General features: G+C 60.3%; 16 protein-coding genes and 1 pseudogene. 5 read left to right on the forward strand and 12 right to left on the reverse strand.

From position 1 onward, the window contains the following. Genes G568_RS0111545 through G568_RS0111555 form a run of 3 tightly spaced genes read right to left on the reverse strand, consistent with a single transcriptional unit; the run spans position 1 to position 2850 of the window. Complete coding sequence (locus tag G568_RS0111545; RefSeq protein ID WP_245582935.1) at positions 1 to 459, reverse strand: HPr kinase/phosphorylase; 459 nt, start codon at positions 457 to 459, stop codon at positions 1 to 3. Then, positions 437 to 2149, reverse strand: a complete 1713-nt coding sequence (locus G568_RS0111550; RefSeq protein WP_037374046.1) for a sensor histidine kinase — start codon at positions 2147 to 2149, stop codon at positions 437 to 439. Before G568_RS0111550 ends, G568_RS0111545 begins: the two co-directional genes overlap by 23 nt. Beyond that, entirely contained in the window at positions 2149 to 2850 is a 702-nt protein-coding gene (locus tag G568_RS0111555; protein ID WP_026758186.1) for a response regulator transcription factor, read from the reverse strand. Before G568_RS0111555 ends, G568_RS0111550 begins: the two co-directional genes overlap by 1 nt. Before the next feature lie 373 nt (positions 2851 to 3223). On the opposite strand from G568_RS0111555, the gene G568_RS0111565 reads away from it, so the two are divergent. Next, the gene (locus G568_RS0111565; protein WP_026758187.1) at positions 3224 to 4822 is read left to right on the forward strand and encodes a phosphoenolpyruvate carboxykinase; all 1599 of its coding nucleotides are present in this window, start codon (positions 3224 to 3226) and stop codon (positions 4820 to 4822) included. 64 nt (positions 4823 to 4886) lie between these two features. On the opposite strand, the gene G568_RS0111570 is transcribed toward G568_RS0111565, so the two are convergent. Further along, the gene (locus G568_RS0111570) at positions 4887 to 5594 is read right to left on the reverse strand and encodes a hypothetical protein (RefSeq protein WP_026758188.1); all 708 of its coding nucleotides are present in this window, start codon (positions 5592 to 5594) and stop codon (positions 4887 to 4889) included. A gap of 62 nt (positions 5595 to 5656) precedes the next feature. After that, the gene (locus tag G568_RS18730; RefSeq protein WP_037374047.1) at positions 5657 to 6538 is read right to left on the reverse strand and encodes a LysR family transcriptional regulator; all 882 of its coding nucleotides are present in this window, start codon (positions 6536 to 6538) and stop codon (positions 5657 to 5659) included. Between the two features lie 223 nt (positions 6539 to 6761). Here G568_RS18730 and G568_RS0111580 point away from each other — a divergent pair, with 223 nt between their 5' ends. Beyond that, a complete protein-coding gene (locus G568_RS0111580) occupies positions 6762 to 7121 on the forward strand; it encodes a helix-turn-helix domain-containing protein (RefSeq protein ID WP_026758189.1) in 360 nt (119 codons plus the stop codon). An 11-nt stretch (positions 7122 to 7132) separates the two neighbouring features. Here G568_RS0111580 and G568_RS0111585 read toward each other — a convergent pair whose 3' ends face one another. Then, positions 7133 to 7903: a sulfite exporter TauE/SafE family protein gene (locus G568_RS0111585; protein ID WP_026758190.1), complete on the reverse strand. Its 771-nt coding sequence runs from the start codon at positions 7901 to 7903 to the stop codon at positions 7133 to 7135. Positions 7904 to 8049: 146 nt separating this feature from the next. Here G568_RS0111585 and G568_RS0111590 point away from each other — a divergent pair, with 146 nt between their 5' ends. Both G568_RS0111590 and G568_RS0111595 read left to right on the forward strand, forming a co-directional pair. Then, a complete protein-coding gene (locus G568_RS0111590; protein WP_026758191.1) occupies positions 8050 to 9735 on the forward strand; it encodes an acyl-CoA dehydrogenase family protein in 1686 nt (561 codons plus the stop codon). Positions 9736 to 9850: 115 nt separating this feature from the next. Then, a complete protein-coding gene (locus G568_RS0111595; RefSeq protein WP_026758192.1) occupies positions 9851 to 10681 on the forward strand; it encodes a 3-oxoadipate:acetyl-CoA acetyltransferase in 831 nt (276 codons plus the stop codon). 166 nt (positions 10682 to 10847) lie between these two features. Here G568_RS0111595 and G568_RS0111600 read toward each other — a convergent pair whose 3' ends face one another. The 6 genes from G568_RS0111600 to G568_RS0111625 form a co-directional block, all read right to left on the reverse strand. After that, positions 10848 to 11825, reverse strand: coding sequence for an SLAC1 anion channel family protein (locus tag G568_RS0111600; protein WP_026758193.1), 978 nt, complete (start codon positions 11823 to 11825; stop codon positions 10848 to 10850). 172 nt (positions 11826 to 11997) lie between these two features. Continuing rightward, a complete protein-coding gene (locus G568_RS0111605) occupies positions 11998 to 13320 on the reverse strand; it encodes a TRAP transporter large permease (protein ID WP_026758194.1) in 1323 nt (440 codons plus the stop codon). Beyond that, entirely contained in the window at positions 13317 to 13901 is a 585-nt protein-coding gene (locus tag G568_RS0111610) for a TRAP transporter small permease (protein WP_026758195.1), read from the reverse strand. The genes G568_RS0111605 and G568_RS0111610 overlap by 4 nt, the downstream gene beginning before the upstream one ends. A 100-nt stretch (positions 13902 to 14001) precedes the next feature. Beyond that, on the reverse strand, positions 14002 to 15039 hold the full coding sequence (locus tag G568_RS0111615) for a TRAP transporter substrate-binding protein (protein WP_026758196.1): 1038 nt from the start codon (positions 15037 to 15039) through the stop codon (positions 14002 to 14004). Positions 15040 to 15112: 73 nt separating this feature from the next. Next, positions 15113 to 15760 (reverse strand): maleylacetoacetate isomerase, encoded by a 648-nt coding sequence (maiA, locus tag G568_RS0111620; RefSeq protein WP_037374048.1) that lies wholly within the window; start codon positions 15758 to 15760, stop codon positions 15113 to 15115. Further along, positions 15757 to 16449, reverse strand: coding sequence for a fumarylacetoacetate hydrolase family protein (locus tag G568_RS0111625; protein ID WP_026758198.1), 693 nt, complete (start codon positions 16447 to 16449; stop codon positions 15757 to 15759). Before G568_RS0111625 ends, maiA begins: the two co-directional genes overlap by 4 nt. A 659-nt stretch (positions 16450 to 17108) precedes the next feature. Between G568_RS0111625 and G568_RS18735 the strand changes: the two are divergent. Continuing rightward, a pseudogene (locus G568_RS18735) lies at positions 17109 to 17343 on the forward strand (IS256 family transposase); the annotation flags it as partial.

A 17343-nucleotide genomic window follows, 5' to 3' on the forward strand; every position in this document is an offset into this window, starting at 1 on the left:
TTATGTTCCTCCTGCCCCCTTGAGGTATTGCATCAAGGCGGCGCTGAAATGGTCGGTCGTGGAATTGTGAAGAACCGGCACCGTGCACCCAAGGATCACGCGGCTGCGGCCTGGCGGAAGGCGCTCGGTCTCGACCTGGTCCAGATCGACAAGCAACCGCACGGGCGTCGGCCCGGCGCACTGCGCGGGCAGGATGCCGACAAACCGCGCCTCGATCTGGCCGCGAATGGCCGCGGGCACATCGGCCAGCAGGTCTTTGCCCTCGGTTCGCAATTGCGTGCGATCATCCGACACGAGCGTCGCGCCCATAGCCATCAGCCGCAGCGCAAGGCCCGACTTTCCAGCCCCCGACCGCCCCGTGATAAGGACCGCTGCGCCGGCAACCGCGACGCAGCTGGCATGCATTACCGTCGCTTGTGCCTCCTGCTGCGCCACGTCAGACAGGAAGGCCAACGACAAACCGCGCCCCAAGCGGGTCCGAGGTTATATCGGCATCGGTGGGGCGTATGTTCTCGGCCCATATGACGCCGCCATGCGCCTCGACGATCTGCTTGGAAATCGCCAAACCAAGGCCGGAATTGTTGCCGAACTGCCCCTCGGGACGTTCCGAATAGAACCGCTTGAACACCTTGGTCAGGGCCTGTTCCGGAATGCCGGGGCCGGTGTCCTCAACCACGATAAGAACGCGGTCGTCGCGCCGGCGCGCCCAGATCCGGATGGCGTCACCCTCTTCGCAGAAACTGATCGCGTTGGTGATCAGGTTCACGAACACCTGCGCCAAGCGCGCTTCGAGACCATGGATTCTTATTTCACCGTCGGGAAGATCGGTGATGAAATCGATGCCCTTTCCATGCGCCTCCTGGCTAAGGTACGCGCCAAGATTGTCCAGCATCTTAAGCAGATCGAACGCCTCCTGCTCTTCCTTGACCAACTCGCTGTCAAGGCGCGATGCGTTCGAGATGTCTGATACCAGTCGATCAAGGCGCCGTACATCATGCTCGATCACATCGAGCATCTTTTCGATCTGGTCCGGGCGCTTAGCGACCCGCATTGTCCCCACCGCAGACCGCAGCGATGCCAGCGGGTTCTTTATTTCATGCGCGACGTCGGCGGCGAACTGTTCATTGCTATCGATCCGATCATAAAGTGCGGTCACCATTCCGCGCAGCGCCCCCGACAGGCGCCCGATCTCATCGGGGCGCGCGCTCAGATCCGGAATGCGAATGCGCCGCGCATGCGAGCCGCTGCGATTGTGCCTGCGCCCTTGTTCGGCGGCGGTGGCCAGATCGGAAATCGGCGTTGCGATCGTCGAAGCAAGTACGATGCTCAACCCGATGGATACCAGCGCCGCAACCAGGAACATCTGCAAGATGCGCTCGCGCTCGCTGCGCACCACTTGGTCGATCTCGCCGGCCGCGCTGACCAGGGCCACCGCGCCAACCGCGTCCCCCCCATGCATGATCGGGCTCGCCACCGCGAACACGGTCCCGCCCTCTTCGTCGCGCGCGGTTTCGATCGCGGTCTCGCCTGATAACGCCGCGGGCAGCAGATCGGCCACTTGCTCTTCGATGCTAGGCGGCTGAGAGTCATCGGGCGTATCAGGCAGGACATACTCCACCCCGGCCCACAAATAGGTCAATAGATCGACGATAATGGTGCGCTCGCCATTGCGCCCCGACTTGTCCGGCTTGGTTCCCACGCCGGAGTCCACCAACGTCCTCGAGGTGTCGTACACAAACACCTCAAGCCCCTCGCGCAGATCCAGCCCCTGCACCGTTCCCGCGACATCCAGGCCGTCGCCCGTCGCCAGGCTAACCGGCGCACCGACGGGCAGTTGCGCCTCGAACACGTCGGCAACCAGTTCGACCTGACCGACCAGCGCATTGCCCCGCTGCACGGCAAGCGATTCCCGCGACGAGTTGAGAAACAGCACGCCGGCGACAAGCACGTTGAGCGCCACAAGATTGAAAATGATGATCTTGCGCGTCAAAGGCGAATGCCTGAACGAGAACCGCCCGCGATATTGCTTTTGCTCATGCGGGTCACGCTCATGCGAGTTGGCCGGCGCGATGAAATCGTCGCCCAGAACGACATCTCCGTCACGCCTTGGAGTCTGGTCGTTCAAGGTCATCCTTTCCGCGAAAGCCATCAGTCTTCGTTGTATCTGTAGCCGATCCCATAGAGCGTCTCAATTGCCGAAAACTCGCTATCGGCTGTCCGCATCTTTTTCCTGAGCCGCTTGATATGGCTGTCGATCGTCCTGTCATCGACATAGACCTGATCATCATAGGCCACATCCATCAATTGATCGCGGCTCTTCACAAACCCCGGCCGTTTCGCCAGGGCCTGCAGCAACAGGAATTCCGTCACCGTAAGCGACACATCCTTGCCCTTCCACGTGACCGCATGGCGCAGCGGATCCATGCGCAATTCGCCGCGCTCCATCACCTTGGTCTCTTCGGTATCGCCAACGATGTCACCATCCAGCGCCTCCTGCCTGCGCAGAAGGGCGCGAATACGCTCGACCAGCAGGCGCTGCGAAAACGGTTTTTTCACGTAATCATCCGCGCCCATGCGCAGACCGAGCACCTCGTCGATTTCGTCGTCCTTGGAGGTCAGGAAAATAACCGGCATCTGCGTTTTCTGGCGCAGCCTCTGCAGTAGGTCCATTCCGTCCATGCGCGGCATCTTGATATCAAGCACCGCCATATCCGGCAGTTTCTTGTTGAATGAATCCAGCGCGGATTGCCCATCACTATACGTTTCGACTTCAAAACCCTCGGCTTCGAGGGTCATAGCCACCGATGTCAGGATATTTCTGTCATCGTCCACCAGGGCGATTCTAGACATGGATACGTTCCTTGTACTGCTGATTTGCCTGTATTTTTTTCGGCAATAATCCTCTTTTCAGGCTTTACAATCAATCCTTAACTGCGAATCGCCCTGCCATTCTTGGATATTCCTGCCCGAAAACCGTTGCCGAACCGTAACATTCCCCCCGGGTGCAGCCTCAATATCCGGTTGACCGGAAGAAATCCGCCGCGTTTGCGCTAACCTCGAACTGGTTGCGCTAACTCTCTGAAAGCGCCCTGTTCTTTTGCGGAACCCTCATGTTAAGAGGCCCTCACCGGACCGGTCCGGCCCGGCCAGGCGCGGGTGAAACTCCCGGCGCATCTGTTTCTCAAGGACCGCCGCCACAAGCGCGGCTAAAGGAGCTTGCAACATGACATTTGGACGGGTGAACCCGCAATTCCGGCTTGAAGATCAAGGCATCGAAGGGCTGGGAAATGTCTATTACAATCTTTTAGAGCCTGCGCTCGTCGAAGCCGCGCTCAAGAACGGTGAGGCGACCCTCGGCAAGGGCGGCGCACTACTGGTCAGCACCGGGAAATTCACCGGCCGCTCCCCCAAGGACAAACACATCGTGAAATCCGCGTCTGTCGAAGACACGGTATGGTGGGAAAACAACGCCCCGATGTCGCCCGAGGGCTTTGATGCCCTCTACGCCGACATGATCGAACACATGAAGGGGCGTGATTACTACGTCGAGGACCTGGTCGGCGGCGCGGACCCAAGTCTTGCGATCAACGTGCGGATGGTAACCGAACTGGCTTGGCACGGGTTGTTCAATCGCCACATGCTGCGCCGCCCCGAACGCGAGGCGCTGGATACCTACGCGGCCGATTTCACCATCATCAACTGCCCCAGCTTCAAGGCCGATCCCGCGCGTCACGACTGCCGCTCGGACACGGTGATCGCCCTGAATTTCGACCGAAAGCTGATCCTGATCGCCAACACGGAATACGCGGGCGAAAACAAGAAGTCGGTGTTCACGCTGCTGAACTACCTGCTGCCCGAGAAGGGCGTGATGCCGATGCATTGCTCGGCCAATCATGCCATCGACAACCCGGTCGATGCGGCGGTGTTCTTTGGCCTGTCCGGCACCGGGAAAACCACGCTTTCGGCCGATCCCGAGCGGACCCTGATCGGCGATGACGAGCATGGCTGGTCCGAACGCGGCACCTTCAACTTCGAGGGCGGCTGCTATGCCAAGACCATCAGCCTGAATCCCGAAGCCGAGCCCGAGATTTACGCCACAACCGAGAAATTCGGCACGGTAATCGAAAACATGGTGTTCGATCCGGAAACCAAGGACCTGGATTTCGAAGACGACAGCCTGACCGCCAACATGCGCTGCGCCTATCCCTTGCACTACATTTCAAACGCATCGGAAACGGCGCTTGGCGGGCATCCCAAGAACATCATCATGCTGACCTGCGATGCGTTCGGCGTGCTTCCCCCGATTGCGCGCCTGACACCCGCTCAGGCGATGTACCACTTCCTGTCCGGCTTCACCTCGAAGGTCGCCGGCACCGAGCGCGGCGTGACAGAGCCCGAGCCGACCTTCTCGACCTGCTTCGGCGCCCCTTTCATGCCCCGTCGACCCGAGGCCTACGGCAAGCTGCTGCAGGAAAAGATCGCGAAGCACGGCGCGACCTGCTGGCTGGTGAATACGGGCTGGACCGGCGGCGCGTACGGAACCGGCTCGCGCATGCCGATCCAGGCCACGCGCGCCCTGCTGAGTGCCGCACTGGAAGGCACCCTGAACGACGCCGAATTCCGCAAGGACGAGAACTTCGGCTTCGAAGTGCCGGTGGCCGTGCCTGATGTGGCCGAGGTTCTGCTGGATCCGCGGCGCACCTGGGAGGACCAGGATGCCTATGATGTGCAAGCTGCCAAGCTGGTGCAGATGTTCGCGGACAATTTCGAACAGTACCTGCCGTTCATCGATGACGACGTGAAGGCCGCTGCTATCGGCTGATACCACGCAACCGACTGCAACAATCGCCCCGACCTCAAAGGTCGGGGCGATTTGCGTTTTACTGTCACGCGGCGATCTCGTCCAACGGCACATGGATGATATGCCGGATATCGTCCTGCCCCATCCAAACCATGTTGCAATCCAGCGGCTTGTTCTTCCCGCGCGCTTTCCAGCTCAGGCAGTAGGGATCCACATGCATGTACCCCTCCCGCTCGGCCAACCCGCGCCGTGCCACGGGGCGTAGCATGAAGCCCACCACGAAATCGGGCTGCCAATGGAGCAAGCTGGCCAAAAACGCCACCCGCGAGAGAATATCAACGACGCCGCGCCCCCGATATGCCCCCGAATCATCGTTCAGCCACATCTCGCCATGATAACAGATCCGCCCGTTTATTCGGTACGCGGCTGGCCCCGGCTCAAACCATGATCCGTCAAGGTCCAGATCCATGCCACCCGGTGGAAAATCATGAAACCGGGCCCGCATGTATTGCGCCAGCGACTGATCAGCAAGATCCAGCAGGCGCATTGCCTGAGTATGGACAACCTGCCCATTCGCGTTGCGTCCTACAATCCATATCCCCTTGGAACGAGGCAGGAATTGCTTGCTGGTGTCAAAGGGTGCACCCAAGGGTTGTTCCGGACGATGACGGGCCACGATCCTTGCGTACTCGTCGAAATCGTCCCCCATTGTCAGGAACAACTGTTTGTGGCGCAGAGCGGTGATATTCTCACACAAAAGCTGTGCGCCGTCGAAAACATCTTTAATGGTCATACTGTGTCTCCCTAGCTGCGGACAACCACAGGATGACCAACCAATGTGCCGGAGTCTTTTTCCTATTTTGTGGAAACCTCGGAATCGTCCATCGCCAGACCGGCCGGCATGGAAAGCCTGCGCTCCTCCGGGAGGCCCTCGATCTCGATATCGTAGGTGCGCTCGACCAGTGAAACCAACGCAAAGCTCTCATCCGGGAAACGGCACCCCATCAGCAGCCGGCGATAGTTGACCGGCTCGAAGTTCCCCTCCTCGCCGCGCGCCATCTGCGTGTGGATGTGGTCGTAGCGCAACCCATGACCTGCTGCCATTTCCTCGAAGTGGCGCGCCAGAAGGCGGGCCAGGACCGAACCGCCCGGCAAGCTCGGCAAGGCCCGGCCGATCGCGCTGCGCTCCCATTTCCAGCCATACCATGTCGCGTAAGAGGACCGTTGCCCGACCTCGACGCAGACCCATTCCTCATCCAGCTTGCGAAACACCATCAGGTAGGGACGCAATTGCTCCAATTCCGCATGCTCAAGCTCGCCTTCCGCCATGGCCCACGCACGCAATCCGTCGCGCAGCATCGGCGCGCGCTGCGTCCAAACCTTGCTAATGGGATGCTGTTGCAGGAAAAAGCCCCAGCCCCCCTCACCTTCCATCGCGATATGCGTCAATCCGTTGATGCGGCGGGATTGGTTTTCTAGCCACGCCTCCCCATGCGCAAGGATGTCCAGCGCATCGAGTAGCGATTCCCGCCCCGCCTTGGTCAGGCGGTATTGACGGTCTTCCAGCACGAACAACTGCTCGCCGCGGGCCTCTTCAAGCTGCGCGATGTGGCGCCGAACGGTCTGACGGGTACTTCCCAACTCGCGCACCGCGCGCGACAGATTCAGCGTGCGCGCCAACGTTGTGAAGGAACGCAGCATTTCGAACAGGATTGCGCGCGTCTGGGAACCATCCATGGTCAGAACTCATGCGTGTACCGGCGACAGCCAAATGCCAAGCTTCATCACTTCAGGCTACCTGCGATTACCTACGGTTTTCAATAGCCTGGCCGCCGATGGTATATATATCACCCATAAGCGTTACATTCATAACACTATTTGTTAAATCGATAACAAGTTGATTCATACAGTAGAAAAGACATCTTAAAGGTGAATGTTAATTTTTGGTTAGGAACACAAGATGTCTCATCCAGTAGATGTTCATGTCGGCAAGAAGCTCAAGCAGATCCGTATCCTGCGTGGAATGACGCAAACCGATGTCGCCAACGGGTTGAACATTTCCTTTCAGCAGGTCCAGAAATATGAACTCGGCCGCAACCGGATCTCAGCCAGCAAACTGTTCGAACTGGCGGGAATTCTGGACGTGCCGCCGGCGTATTTCTTCGACGGGTTGGAAGGTGCCAATTCGGAGAAGTCGCCCAAGATGGACGACGAGGCCGCCAAGGTTGCCGCGATGCTGACGCGTATCAAGGATATCAAGCTGCGCACGCATATCCGCAGCTTCATCAGCGAAATCGCGACGTCGCAAAACGCCCACTGATCCGCCACGCATCACGCCAGCAGTGAGCGGCGGATCAGGTTCAGGCCCGCGATGAACAGGACCAAAAGCGTCGCCCTGCGGAACACGCTTTGATTGATCCTGTCCTGGATGCGAAACCCGATCCACATCCCCAAGAGAGCCGGCACAACCATTGCCATCGAGAACGGCAATGTCTCCGCCCTGAGCACCCCGGACGCGACGTGCGCCCAGAAAAGCGCCAGCGCGCCGAGGCCATAGATCACGCCTTGCACCCGGATCTGCTCTTGTTTCGGGGTGTCCAGCGCCGTCAGGTACAGGATGGTCGGCGGCCCCCATATCCCGGATACGCCGCCGACAAGCCCGGCAAAGGCGCCGATTGACGCCTCGACCCATGCATGCCCACGCACCGGCAAGCGCGGCTGCCACCCCATAAGCTGCATCGCGGTGAACAGGACCACCGGCACACCTATCAGCAACAGCAGCACCTCGGCGGGCAGAACCCGCACCATTTGCGCACTGACAACCAACAGGGCAAAGCCCGACAGCAGGAACACCTTGAACCGCCTGAGGGATTGCCACGCGGCATGCGGTCCCTGACGCATGGCCTGCACGCCATTGCTGAGCAGCGTCGGCAATATCAACCCCGCCAGCGCCAGTTCGGGGCTGATGATCCCCCCCAGAAGCGAGATCATGATCATCGGCATCGCAAAGCCCACCATGCCCTTGACCACCCCGGCCAACAGCACAACTAGACAGGCAATCACGAAGGTCTCGGGCGACAGCATGGGAAACAAGGACATCATGGGAGGGTTCATAGCGTTTGCATTCGGGCGCTGCACTGCAAAAATTCAACGCGCAACTTTCCGTCAGAAGGCATGGAAAATTGGTATTTTTGTTGCGCTGCACCTGCGAAGTGGCTAGGACAAGCTCAACAGAAAGGATTTGATTCATGGCTCACGACGGACAGGATATCGCGATGACTGCGCCTACTCTTCTTCCTGATCTCCTCGCGCTTGGCAACGCGGCCCTGGCCCCTGCTAAAAGCGTTCTGGAAACGGCAACCGCGCGCCTGCGCGACAAGGTAAGCAAGGATGGCCGCGTCGCGGGCGATCTGATCGACGCAAACCAAACCGCCGCGCATGGCTTGTCCTGGCTGGCCACCTATGTCGAGGCCCTGCAACAGATGCAGAAATGGGCCGAACACCTGCAATCGGAGGGAAAGTTCGGCGAGGTCGAGCAGCTCATCCACCAGATCGCATTCGGCGAGTATCTCTGGCAGATCCAGGGCGGCATCCAGATGAACCAGGGCGAGATGATCCGCCCACACGACATGGGCCTTGGGCCCGATGACATGGCTGTCATGTCCGCGGGCGCGGTAACCACCCTCACCCAAGGCGGCAACACCCAAGCCGCGCGCGTGCGCCTTGTCGAGCTGATGCAGGAGCATTCCGCGAATATCACGGTCGGCGCCACCGGGCTTGACGATGAGCTGGACATGATCCGCGAGCAGTTTCGCCGCTACGCGGTCGAGCGGATCGAGCCGCACGCGCATGATTGGCACCTCAAGGACGAGTTGATCCCGATGGAGATCATCGAGGAACTTGCCGAAATGGGCGTTTTCGGCCTGACCATCCCCGAGGAATACGGCGGCCTTGGCCTGAGCAAGGCCAGCATGGCCGTGGTGTCCGAAGAGTTGTCGCGCGGCTATATCGGTGTCGGCAGCCTTGGCACACGCTCGGAAATCGCGGCCGAGCTTATCCTGTGCGGCGGCACCGACGCACAAAAGGAAAAGTGGCTGCCCCGCATCGCCAGCGCCGAAACCCTGCCCACGGCCGTGTTCACCGAGCCAAACACCGGCTCTGATCTCGGCTCGCTGCGCACCCGCGCCAAAAGGGACGGCGACGACTACCGCGTCACCGGCAACAAGACCTGGATCACCCACGCCGCGCGCACCCACGTGATGACCCTTCTGGCACGCACCGATCCCGACAGCACCGATCATCGCGGCCTGTCGATGTTCCTGGCCGAAAAGACACCGGGCACGGATGCCGATCCCTTCCCGACCGAAGGCATGAGCGGCGGCGAGATCGAGGTGCTGGGCTATCGCGGCATGAAGGAATACGAGCTGGCTTTCGACAATTTTCACGTAAAGGGCGAAAACCTGCTGGGCGGGGAAGAGGGCAAAGGCTTCAAGCAGCTGATGCAAACCTTCGAATCCGCCCGCATCCAGACCGCCGCGCGCGCGGTCGGCGTGGCACAGGCCGCCCTGGACGTGGCGATGCAATACGCCCAGGACCGCAAGCAGTTCGGCAAATCCCTGATCGAATTTCCCCGCGTGTCCGGTAAGCTGGCGATGATGGCGGTTGAAATTATGGTGGCGCGGCAGCTGACCTACTTCAGCGCCTATGAAAAAGACCACGACAGGCGCTGCGACCTGGAGGCGGGAATGGCCAAGCTGTTGGGCGCGCGCGTCGCATGGGCCGCCGCCGACAACGGGCTTCAGATTCACGGCGGCAACGGGTTTGCCATGGAATACACCATCAGCCGCATCCTGTGCGACGCGCGTATCCTCAATATCTTCGAGGGCGCCGCCGAAATTCAGGCCCAGGTCATCGCGCGCCGCCTGCTTGGATAAGCGTAGCAACGCGATCCCGGCCTCTTGAAACACGCCCCCGGCTGGTTCGACTTGCCGGGGGTTCGTTTTGTGTGGCACTGTCAACCAGACACAGCACAAGAAAGCCAACCCTTCCATGACCAAACCCTGCATCATCTGTGTAGCGATCACAGGATCCGTTCCCACCAAGGACGATAACCCCAATGTTCCGATCACGGTGGCCGAGCAGATCGAAAGCACCCAAGCCGCCTTTGAGGCCGGCGCCAGCATCTGCCACGCGCATGTGCGCAACGACGACGGCACGCCATCCTCGGACCCGGAAAAATTCGCGCACCTGAAAGAGGGGCTGCAAAAGCACTGCCCCGGGATGATCATTCAGTTTTCCACCGGTGGCCGTTCCGGCGCGGGGACGGCACGGGGCGGCATGCTATCGCTTGGGCCGGACATGGCGTCTCTCTCTGTGGGATCGAACAACTTTCCCACCCGCGTCTATGAGAACCCGCCGGATTTGGTGGCTTGGCTGGCCTCGGAAATGCGCAAGTACGACGTCACCCCCGAGGTCGAGGCATTCGACCTCAGCCACATCCACCAGGCCGCAAGAATGCACAAGGCCGGGGATTTGCCCGGGCGGCTGTATATCCAGTTCGTGATGGGCGTGAAAAACGCCATGCCGGTGGACCGGCCGACATTCGATTTCTACATCGAGACGGTCAAGCGCCTGGCGCCCGACGCCGAATGGTGCGCCGCCGGCATCGGGGCGGGGCAAATCACGGTCAATGAATGGTCCGTCGCCGAGGGCGGCCACGCCCGCGCCGGGCTTGAGGACAACATCCGCCTTGACCGCGATACGCTGGCCCCCTCGAACGCGGCACTGGTGCAGCGCGTGGTCGATCTATGCGGCAAGTATGACCGCCCCGTCGCATCCCCCGCACAAGCACGCGAGATGTTGGGTTTGCGACCCGCCTGAGCCCCCCTCTCCCAACATGGGGGGGGGCGCGCGCGGCAGCAACCGGCGCGCCCCTCACAAGCCTCTGGGGAAGGAAAACTCAGAAGCTCATGACCGTCGTGTCATCCGCGACAAATGCGAGGGGCGTTCAGATGCATTTCGGCGCGGTTTCCCATCTGGCATATGTCTACTCTGGAACGCACAGTTCACCTGTACGAATTGCACGTAACGTACGGAAGACGAGCGCAGCGACAACGATGATCAGGACAAGCAACAGGCCGATTCCCATCACCCTATGCACGACTGAGCCGACGCTTTCGGCATAGAGGAAGCTGGCAATCGTGACCGCCGCGAACGGAAAAGACAGCGCCCAGAACGACATAGCGAAAGGCAACCTGACGATGCGAGGCAACTGGACCGCAACAACAAGCGTGAACAGATAGGCCCCGTTCAACAGCAAACGCGCAAACGCATCCACCTCGCCCACAAGTCGAAACCAAGCAACAAAAGCAACCGCTGGCGGCGCAATGAGGATCACCAGCGTGGGCTGCAACCGGCCCGGCAGGGGGTCGTGAAATATCAATCTGTTGATGACCAGCGTCATCAGCACGATCCAGAAGATCAAGCCGACCGACATGAAATACCAACTCAACTCGACATAGCCGAGCGGCACGCCGGCAACCGGGACGATCACATTGCCGACGGCGGGAATGAACCACGCCGGGTTGAGGTGCCCGGCCAAGAAGGACCGCGCGCCGATCCAGCCAGTGATGACGGCAATGGTCAGCACCCCCTGCAACACCATTCCCGGCAGCCATAGCATGTGCGCCATCGTCTCGTTCCCGGCGAGCGAACACGTTGCAAGCAACAAAAGCGAGATCGAGATCGCGGGAAAGAACGACAGGCGCACCGGGTGGTGCCATTCGGCGGCAACGGCGCGGGGGTACCGCACGGCCTTGAGTGCATAGCCGAGAGCGACGACCGCGAACAACAGGCTTGCAACGACAAACGCCACATCGGACGCCACCCCGCCCCAACCAAGTGCGTTCTCCGCCGCGTGCAGGGCAAGCGACAAGCCAGCAATGCCCATGACACTGGCGAAAAACGTGACAGGATAGTGCTCAAGCCGGCTGTGCGGCGCGCCCTGCGCGGCGGTATAGGTCATTTCTGCGCTCCTGTGCCGACAAGATCGATCGGCAGCGCCGTGCCATTTGATCCAGCCATGCGATGGGTCAAGCGAGTTGCAATCACATACAGCAACTCGCATATGTCAGGTGCCTCTCACATTGACACAGATCAATCCACCATCTGCAATGCATCAAATCAGTGGATTGATCTTACCCTAGCAGCCGCAACAGGAACAGCGTGATCCCCGGGAACGCCACAAGGATTGCAACGCGGATGATGTCGGATGCCACGAACCACAAAACCGCCTTGTAGGTCTCCAGCATCGGCGTCAGCCGATCCATCGAGTTGATGACGAACAGGTTCATCCCGACCGGCGGCGTGATCAACCCGACCTCGACCACGATCAGAACGATGATGCCGAACCAGATCGCAACCTCTTCGCTGGTCAAGCCGAAATCCAGGTTCGAGATAATGGGAAAGAAGATCGGAATCGTCAGCAGGATCATCGAAAGGCTGTCCATCAGGCACCCAAAAACCAGGTACAGCGCAAGGATGATCGTCAGGATTGCCCAAGGGCTATACCCAAGGCTTACCACGTAGTTGGACAGCTCCTGTGGCACATGGGTGAGCGCCAGAAAGCCGTTATAGAACCCCGCCCCCAGAACGATGAAAAAGATCATCGCGGTCGAGCGCGCGGTGGCGATGAAGCTCTCAATAAGGGACGAGCGGGTCAATCCCCCCTTGCTCAGGGCGATAAGGCCGGTACCCGCGGCCCCCACGGCCGCGCCTTCGGTCGGGGTAAAGACCCCTAGGTAGATACCGCCCACCACGGCAATGAACACCAGTAGAACCGGCCAAACCGCACGCAGCGCGCGGAAACGCTCGGCATAGGGGATCGCGTCCCGCACCCCGGCTGCTTCGGGGTTGCGCCGCACGTAAAGGGAAATCGTGATCATGTACCCCAGCGCCGCCAAAAGGCCGGGAATGAAAGCCGACAGGAACAGCTTGGCAATGTTCTGCTCGGTCAGGATGGCATAGATCACCAGGATCACCGACGGGGGTATCAGGATGCCCAGCGTCCCCCCCGCGGCAAGCGTCGCCGTTGAAAACCCGCCTGAGTACCCGTAGCGCTTTAGTTCAGGCAGGGCGACTTGGCTCATCGTGGCCGCAGTTGCCAGGGAAGAGCCGCAGATCGCGCCGAACCCGGCACACGCGCCAACGGCAGACATCGCAACGCCGCCCCTGCGATGGCCCAACCATGCCTCGGCTGCCTTGAACAACGCCGTGGACATCCCGCCCAAGGTCGCGAAATGGCCCATCAGCAGGAACATCGGCACGATCGACAGCGAATAGCTTGAAAAGGTCGAATAGGTCTCGGATTTCAGCTTCGCCAACGCGACGGTCGTCCCGCCGGTGACAAAGTACAATCCGCCCAGACCAACCATCAGCATCGACAAGCCGATGGGAATGCGCAGGAAGATCATCAACAGAAGGACAGGAAACGACGTCAGCCCGATTTCAAGGTTAGTCAATTCTCTGCCCCCCCGCCGACGCTAAGCATCGTGTGACCGCTGATGACTTCGATAATTCGTATTACGGCCATGTAAACGCCGACCAAGGCCGCGGCAACGGCGGCCACAAGGCTGGCGGCATAGGACCACCAGACCGGGAATTGCAGCAGGTAAGTCGTTTCCCCGTAGCGCAGTTTGCTCATCGTCCCCTCGTACAGGCGCCACGCGATCAGGATCAGAACGATGGCAAACAGGATGTCCACGACCATCTGGATGACCCGGTTCACCCGGCTCGGCAACGCCGAGGTAAAGATATCCACCGTGGCATGGCCGCCGGTGATCTGACACAGTGGAATGAAGGCGAAAATGGCAAAGGCAATGCCCGCCTCGACCACCTCGAAATCCCCGAGGATGGGGCCAACGCCGGTGGCCAGAAGCGCATCGGCAAGACCGCCAAGCGTTGATTGCATCAGATCGCTATGCAGGATCGTGTTGATCGAGCGCCCCGCAACCGACACGCAGGTCAACAGGATCAGCGCAGACAACACCGCACCCCCGACAATCGCCAGAAATCGCGCAAGCGCATTCATCGCCCTGTGTATCCGTTGCATTCAAATCCTCATCGTTTCGCGAACTTGGTCTTGATGCTGTCGCCGCGACGATCGCCAAACCGTCGCGGCGCAAGTTCTCTCACCGTGTGCCTTACTCGTCAGTATGCTTTTCGATCAGCGCCTTCGCTTCTTCGAAAACCGCCTGACCGTCAAAGCCCTTGTCGTCCATGTTGGCGATCCACTGCTCGATCGTGGGCTGTGCCGCCTCTTTCCAACGCGCGACTTCCTCCGGGGGCAAGGTGATGATGTTGTTGCCCAGCTCTTGGGCGGATTCGCGGCCGGGCTGATCCGATGCGGCTTGCGTCTTGCCCGCGAAGGCCGAGAAATCCGCGCCCGAGTTCTCATCGATCGCAGCCTTCAGGTCATCGGGCAGCGACTCGTACTTTTCCTTGTTCATGGCAAAGACGAACGCCGTGGTATAAAGCGCCTCATCCCCGAAGGTGGTGTGGTTGTGAACCATCTCCGGCACCTTGAGCATCTCGGTCACTTCCCACGGGATAACGGCGCCATCGATCACGCCCTTGGACAGGGCCTCGGGGATGGCAGGGACCGGCATGCCGACGGGCGTCGCGCCCAGATCACCAAGCATCTGCGTGATGATGCGGGTCGGCCCCCGCAGTTTCTTGCCATTCATATCCTCAAGCGACTCGATCGGCTCCGCCGAATGGATCAGGCCCGGGCCGTGAACCCACACGCCAAGAACCTTGAAGTCCTTGTAATCGCTGTCGAACATGTTCTTCTCGGCGTATTCCCAATAGGCGCGGCTGGTGGCCTCGGCATTGGTCATCATGAACGGTAGCTCGAACACCTCTGCCTGCGGGAAACGACCCGGCGAATAGCCGGCGACGGTCCAGACCACGTCGGCGACACCGTCGATCGCCTGATCGATCAATTCGGGCGGCTTACCGCCAAGCTGCATCGAGGGGTAATGATCCACCTTGATGCGGCCATCCGAGGACTCCTCGACATTCTTGGCCCAGACATCCAGAACCAGCTTCGGCACGTTGGCTTGGGCCGGCAAGAACTGGTGCATCTTGATCGTGACGTCCTGCGCGAAGGCTGTCGCGCTCATTCCCATCAGCATGGCCGTGGCCGTTGCCGTACGAAGGGCATTTTTCAGTAGTGTCATGTTGATTTCCTCCCATTGGTTCAACACTGATCGAACCCTTGTTTCCGGGTCCGATTTCGAGTGGTACGCCGAACTACTCCTCATAGTCCGGTTGCCGGGCAGGATGTGCTGCGGCAAATGCGGGCAAAGCCTCGCAACGTTGGTGAATTTCATTCAGGCGGCTCAAGCGGCTTATATCAACCCCGAATCGGGCCGCCGAAAACATTTGCGGCACTAGACAGACATCAGCCAACCCAGGCGTGTCTCCGAAGCAAAACTTCGCCCTCTCGCCGCGGCGCGCAAGCGTCTCCTCGCATACCGCCAGACCTTCGCCGATCCAGCGGCAAAGCCAATCGCGCACCTTTTCTTCATCGGCGCCAAGCTGATCAGACAGATGCCTGAGCACACGCAGGTTCTGAAGCGGGTGAATCTCGCACGCGATGACCTGGGCAAAGGCGCGCACCTTGGCACGCTCCAACGGATCATCGGGAAGGAGCGCCGGACGCGGGTGTGTCTCGTCCAGCCACTCCAGGATCGCCAGGGACTGATGCAACGCCGTACCATCGTCCGCCACCACAGCCGGCACAAGGCCTTGGGGGTTCACGTCGTGGTACGCGGCCCCATGTTGCGCGCCATTGCGCAAGTTCACCGGCACCGCCTCGTACGGGATTTCCTTGAGGTTCAGCGCGATGCGGCAGCGATAGGAAGACGAGCTGCGGAAATATCCCCAAAGACGCATCATTGCGGCGCTCCAATGGTCAACTCAACCTGCGCCAATCCCTCGATCATACCCTGCAGTACATCCCCGGGGGATACGGGCCCCACGCCGGCCGGCGTGCCGGTATAGATCAGGTCACCCGCATCAAGATGATAGTAGCGCGACAGGTCCGCCACGATTTCCGGCACCGACCAGATCATATCGTCAAGGCGCGCATCCTGCCGCACGACACCATTGCACATCATCGCAATTCTCTGACGTCCCGGCGTGAATTGCGCCGCTGGTGTGATGGGCCCGATCACCGCGCTGTTTTCAAAGTCCTTGCCCAGGTCCCAGGGCCTGCGCGCATCCTTGCCCTTTTGCTGAAGATCCCGGCGCGTCATATCCAGACCCGCCGCATATCCCAAAACAGGAGCCATCGCCGCATCCTGCTCCACGCGGAACGCAGGTGCACCGATAGCAACGACCAATTCCATCTCATGATGAAAATCGATGGTTCCGGGCGGATAGGGAACAGTGCTCCCAGTGTCGCAGATGGCCGAGGGCGACTTGGTAAAGTAAAAAGGCGCCTCGCGATCCACCTCGTTCCCCATCTCGGCGGCATGGGCGGCATAGTTGCGCCCCACGCAAAAGATGCGCCGCACGGGGAACCCCCGCCCCCCCTGAGAGATGGGAACCATCGGTGGCTCGGGCGGATCAAACAACGGTGTCATCCGCCCCCCCGTTTGGCATATACTGCCCGTCGGCCAAACCTACCATGCCATTGCGTCTTTGCGACAAACGGATCACCTGTGTTTTGCGCATTGGCCCTCCCGAATACATGAGCACGGACATGCCGCGCATACAAACCCGACCGTACGGTCACTTTTGCAAAAATGCCAGAGAAAATTCGACCCTGGCAAGGGCTTTCGTCGCGTGGCTGATGGCGGCAGATTGTAAACGGCCCTCACAAGGGCGTTCCCAAACACGCTGTACCGCACACCCCACAAGGCGGATATGCGCTTCAATGGGGCGGCCGACGCACAGAAGCGGACCGATCACCGCCTCCCGAAGGACATCTTCGAGGTCAGCTCACCCATGACCGCGACGGCGACACGATTAAGATCAGCGGTCGCCCGATACATCTCGCCAACCTGAACAGCGCCGAGACCGGAAGCATTGCGGGGGGGGGGGGGCACCTCACGTTTGATCTGCCCCCTGCACCGCAGCCTGGCCGGCCTGCCGTTGTCAACGCGCGAAGGGGCTACCGTGGTATTCGACAAGACGCGCATAGCGTGGAGCTATGCCGGGAAATGGGTGACGAAGTTTGAGAAGGCGGCGTATCGTGGCGGGTGTCCAAGCCTGCCAGAACTTCCAAAAGGAACGATACGCCATGACCAACGATACAGACATCATCGCCCTGCGTCAGCCGGAATCTGTGGATGACCCGCTGACCGAGATCGCGCGCGACGGGGCGCGACGGATGCTTGCGGCCGCGCTTAGGGCAGAGGCCGACGCCTTCGTAGCACAGCATGCCGAAGAGACCCTGCCGGACGGCCGCCAGCGGGTTGTCCGACACGGTTACGGGCCGGAGCGCAGCATCCAGAGCGGGATCGGCGCGCTCGACG

Source organism: Sediminimonas qiaohouensis DSM 21189 (genome assembly GCF_000423645.1).
Taxonomy (GTDB): Bacteria; Pseudomonadota; Alphaproteobacteria; order Rhodobacterales; family Rhodobacteraceae; genus Sediminimonas; species Sediminimonas qiaohouensis.

Coding starts and splice junctions, on each gene's coding strand:
- G568_RS0111600 (WP_026758193.1), bottom strand. CDS start 11,825: ATGACCTATACCGCCGCGCAGGGCGCGCCGCACAGCCGGCTTGAGCAC.
- G568_RS0111570 (WP_026758188.1), bottom strand. CDS start 5,594: ATGACCATTAAAGATGTTTTCGACGGCGCACAGCTTTTGTGTGAGAAT.
- G568_RS0111550 (WP_037374046.1), bottom strand. CDS start 2,149: ATGGCTTTCGCGGAAAGGATGACCTTGAACGACCAGACTCCAAGGCGT.
- G568_RS0111615 (WP_026758196.1), bottom strand. CDS start 15,039: ATGACACTACTGAAAAATGCCCTTCGTACGGCAACGGCCACGGCCATG.
- G568_RS0111590 (WP_026758191.1), top strand. CDS start 8,050: ATGGCTCACGACGGACAGGATATCGCGATGACTGCGCCTACTCTTCTT.
- G568_RS0111625 (WP_026758198.1), bottom strand. CDS start 16,449: ATGACACCGTTGTTTGATCCGCCCGAGCCACCGATGGTTCCCATCTCT.
- G568_RS0111555 (WP_026758186.1), bottom strand. CDS start 2,850: ATGTCTAGAATCGCCCTGGTGGACGATGACAGAAATATCCTGACATCG.
- G568_RS0111580 (WP_026758189.1), top strand. CDS start 6,762: ATGTCTCATCCAGTAGATGTTCATGTCGGCAAGAAGCTCAAGCAGATC.
- G568_RS0111595 (WP_026758192.1), top strand. CDS start 9,851: ATGACCAAACCCTGCATCATCTGTGTAGCGATCACAGGATCCGTTCCC.
- G568_RS18730 (WP_037374047.1), bottom strand. CDS start 6,538: ATGGATGGTTCCCAGACGCGCGCAATCCTGTTCGAAATGCTGCGTTCC.
- maiA (WP_037374048.1), bottom strand. CDS start 15,760: ATGATGCGTCTTTGGGGATATTTCCGCAGCTCGTCTTCCTATCGCTGC.
- G568_RS0111585 (WP_026758190.1), bottom strand. CDS start 7,903: ATGATGTCCTTGTTTCCCATGCTGTCGCCCGAGACCTTCGTGATTGCC.
- G568_RS0111565 (WP_026758187.1), top strand. CDS start 3,224: ATGACATTTGGACGGGTGAACCCGCAATTCCGGCTTGAAGATCAAGGC.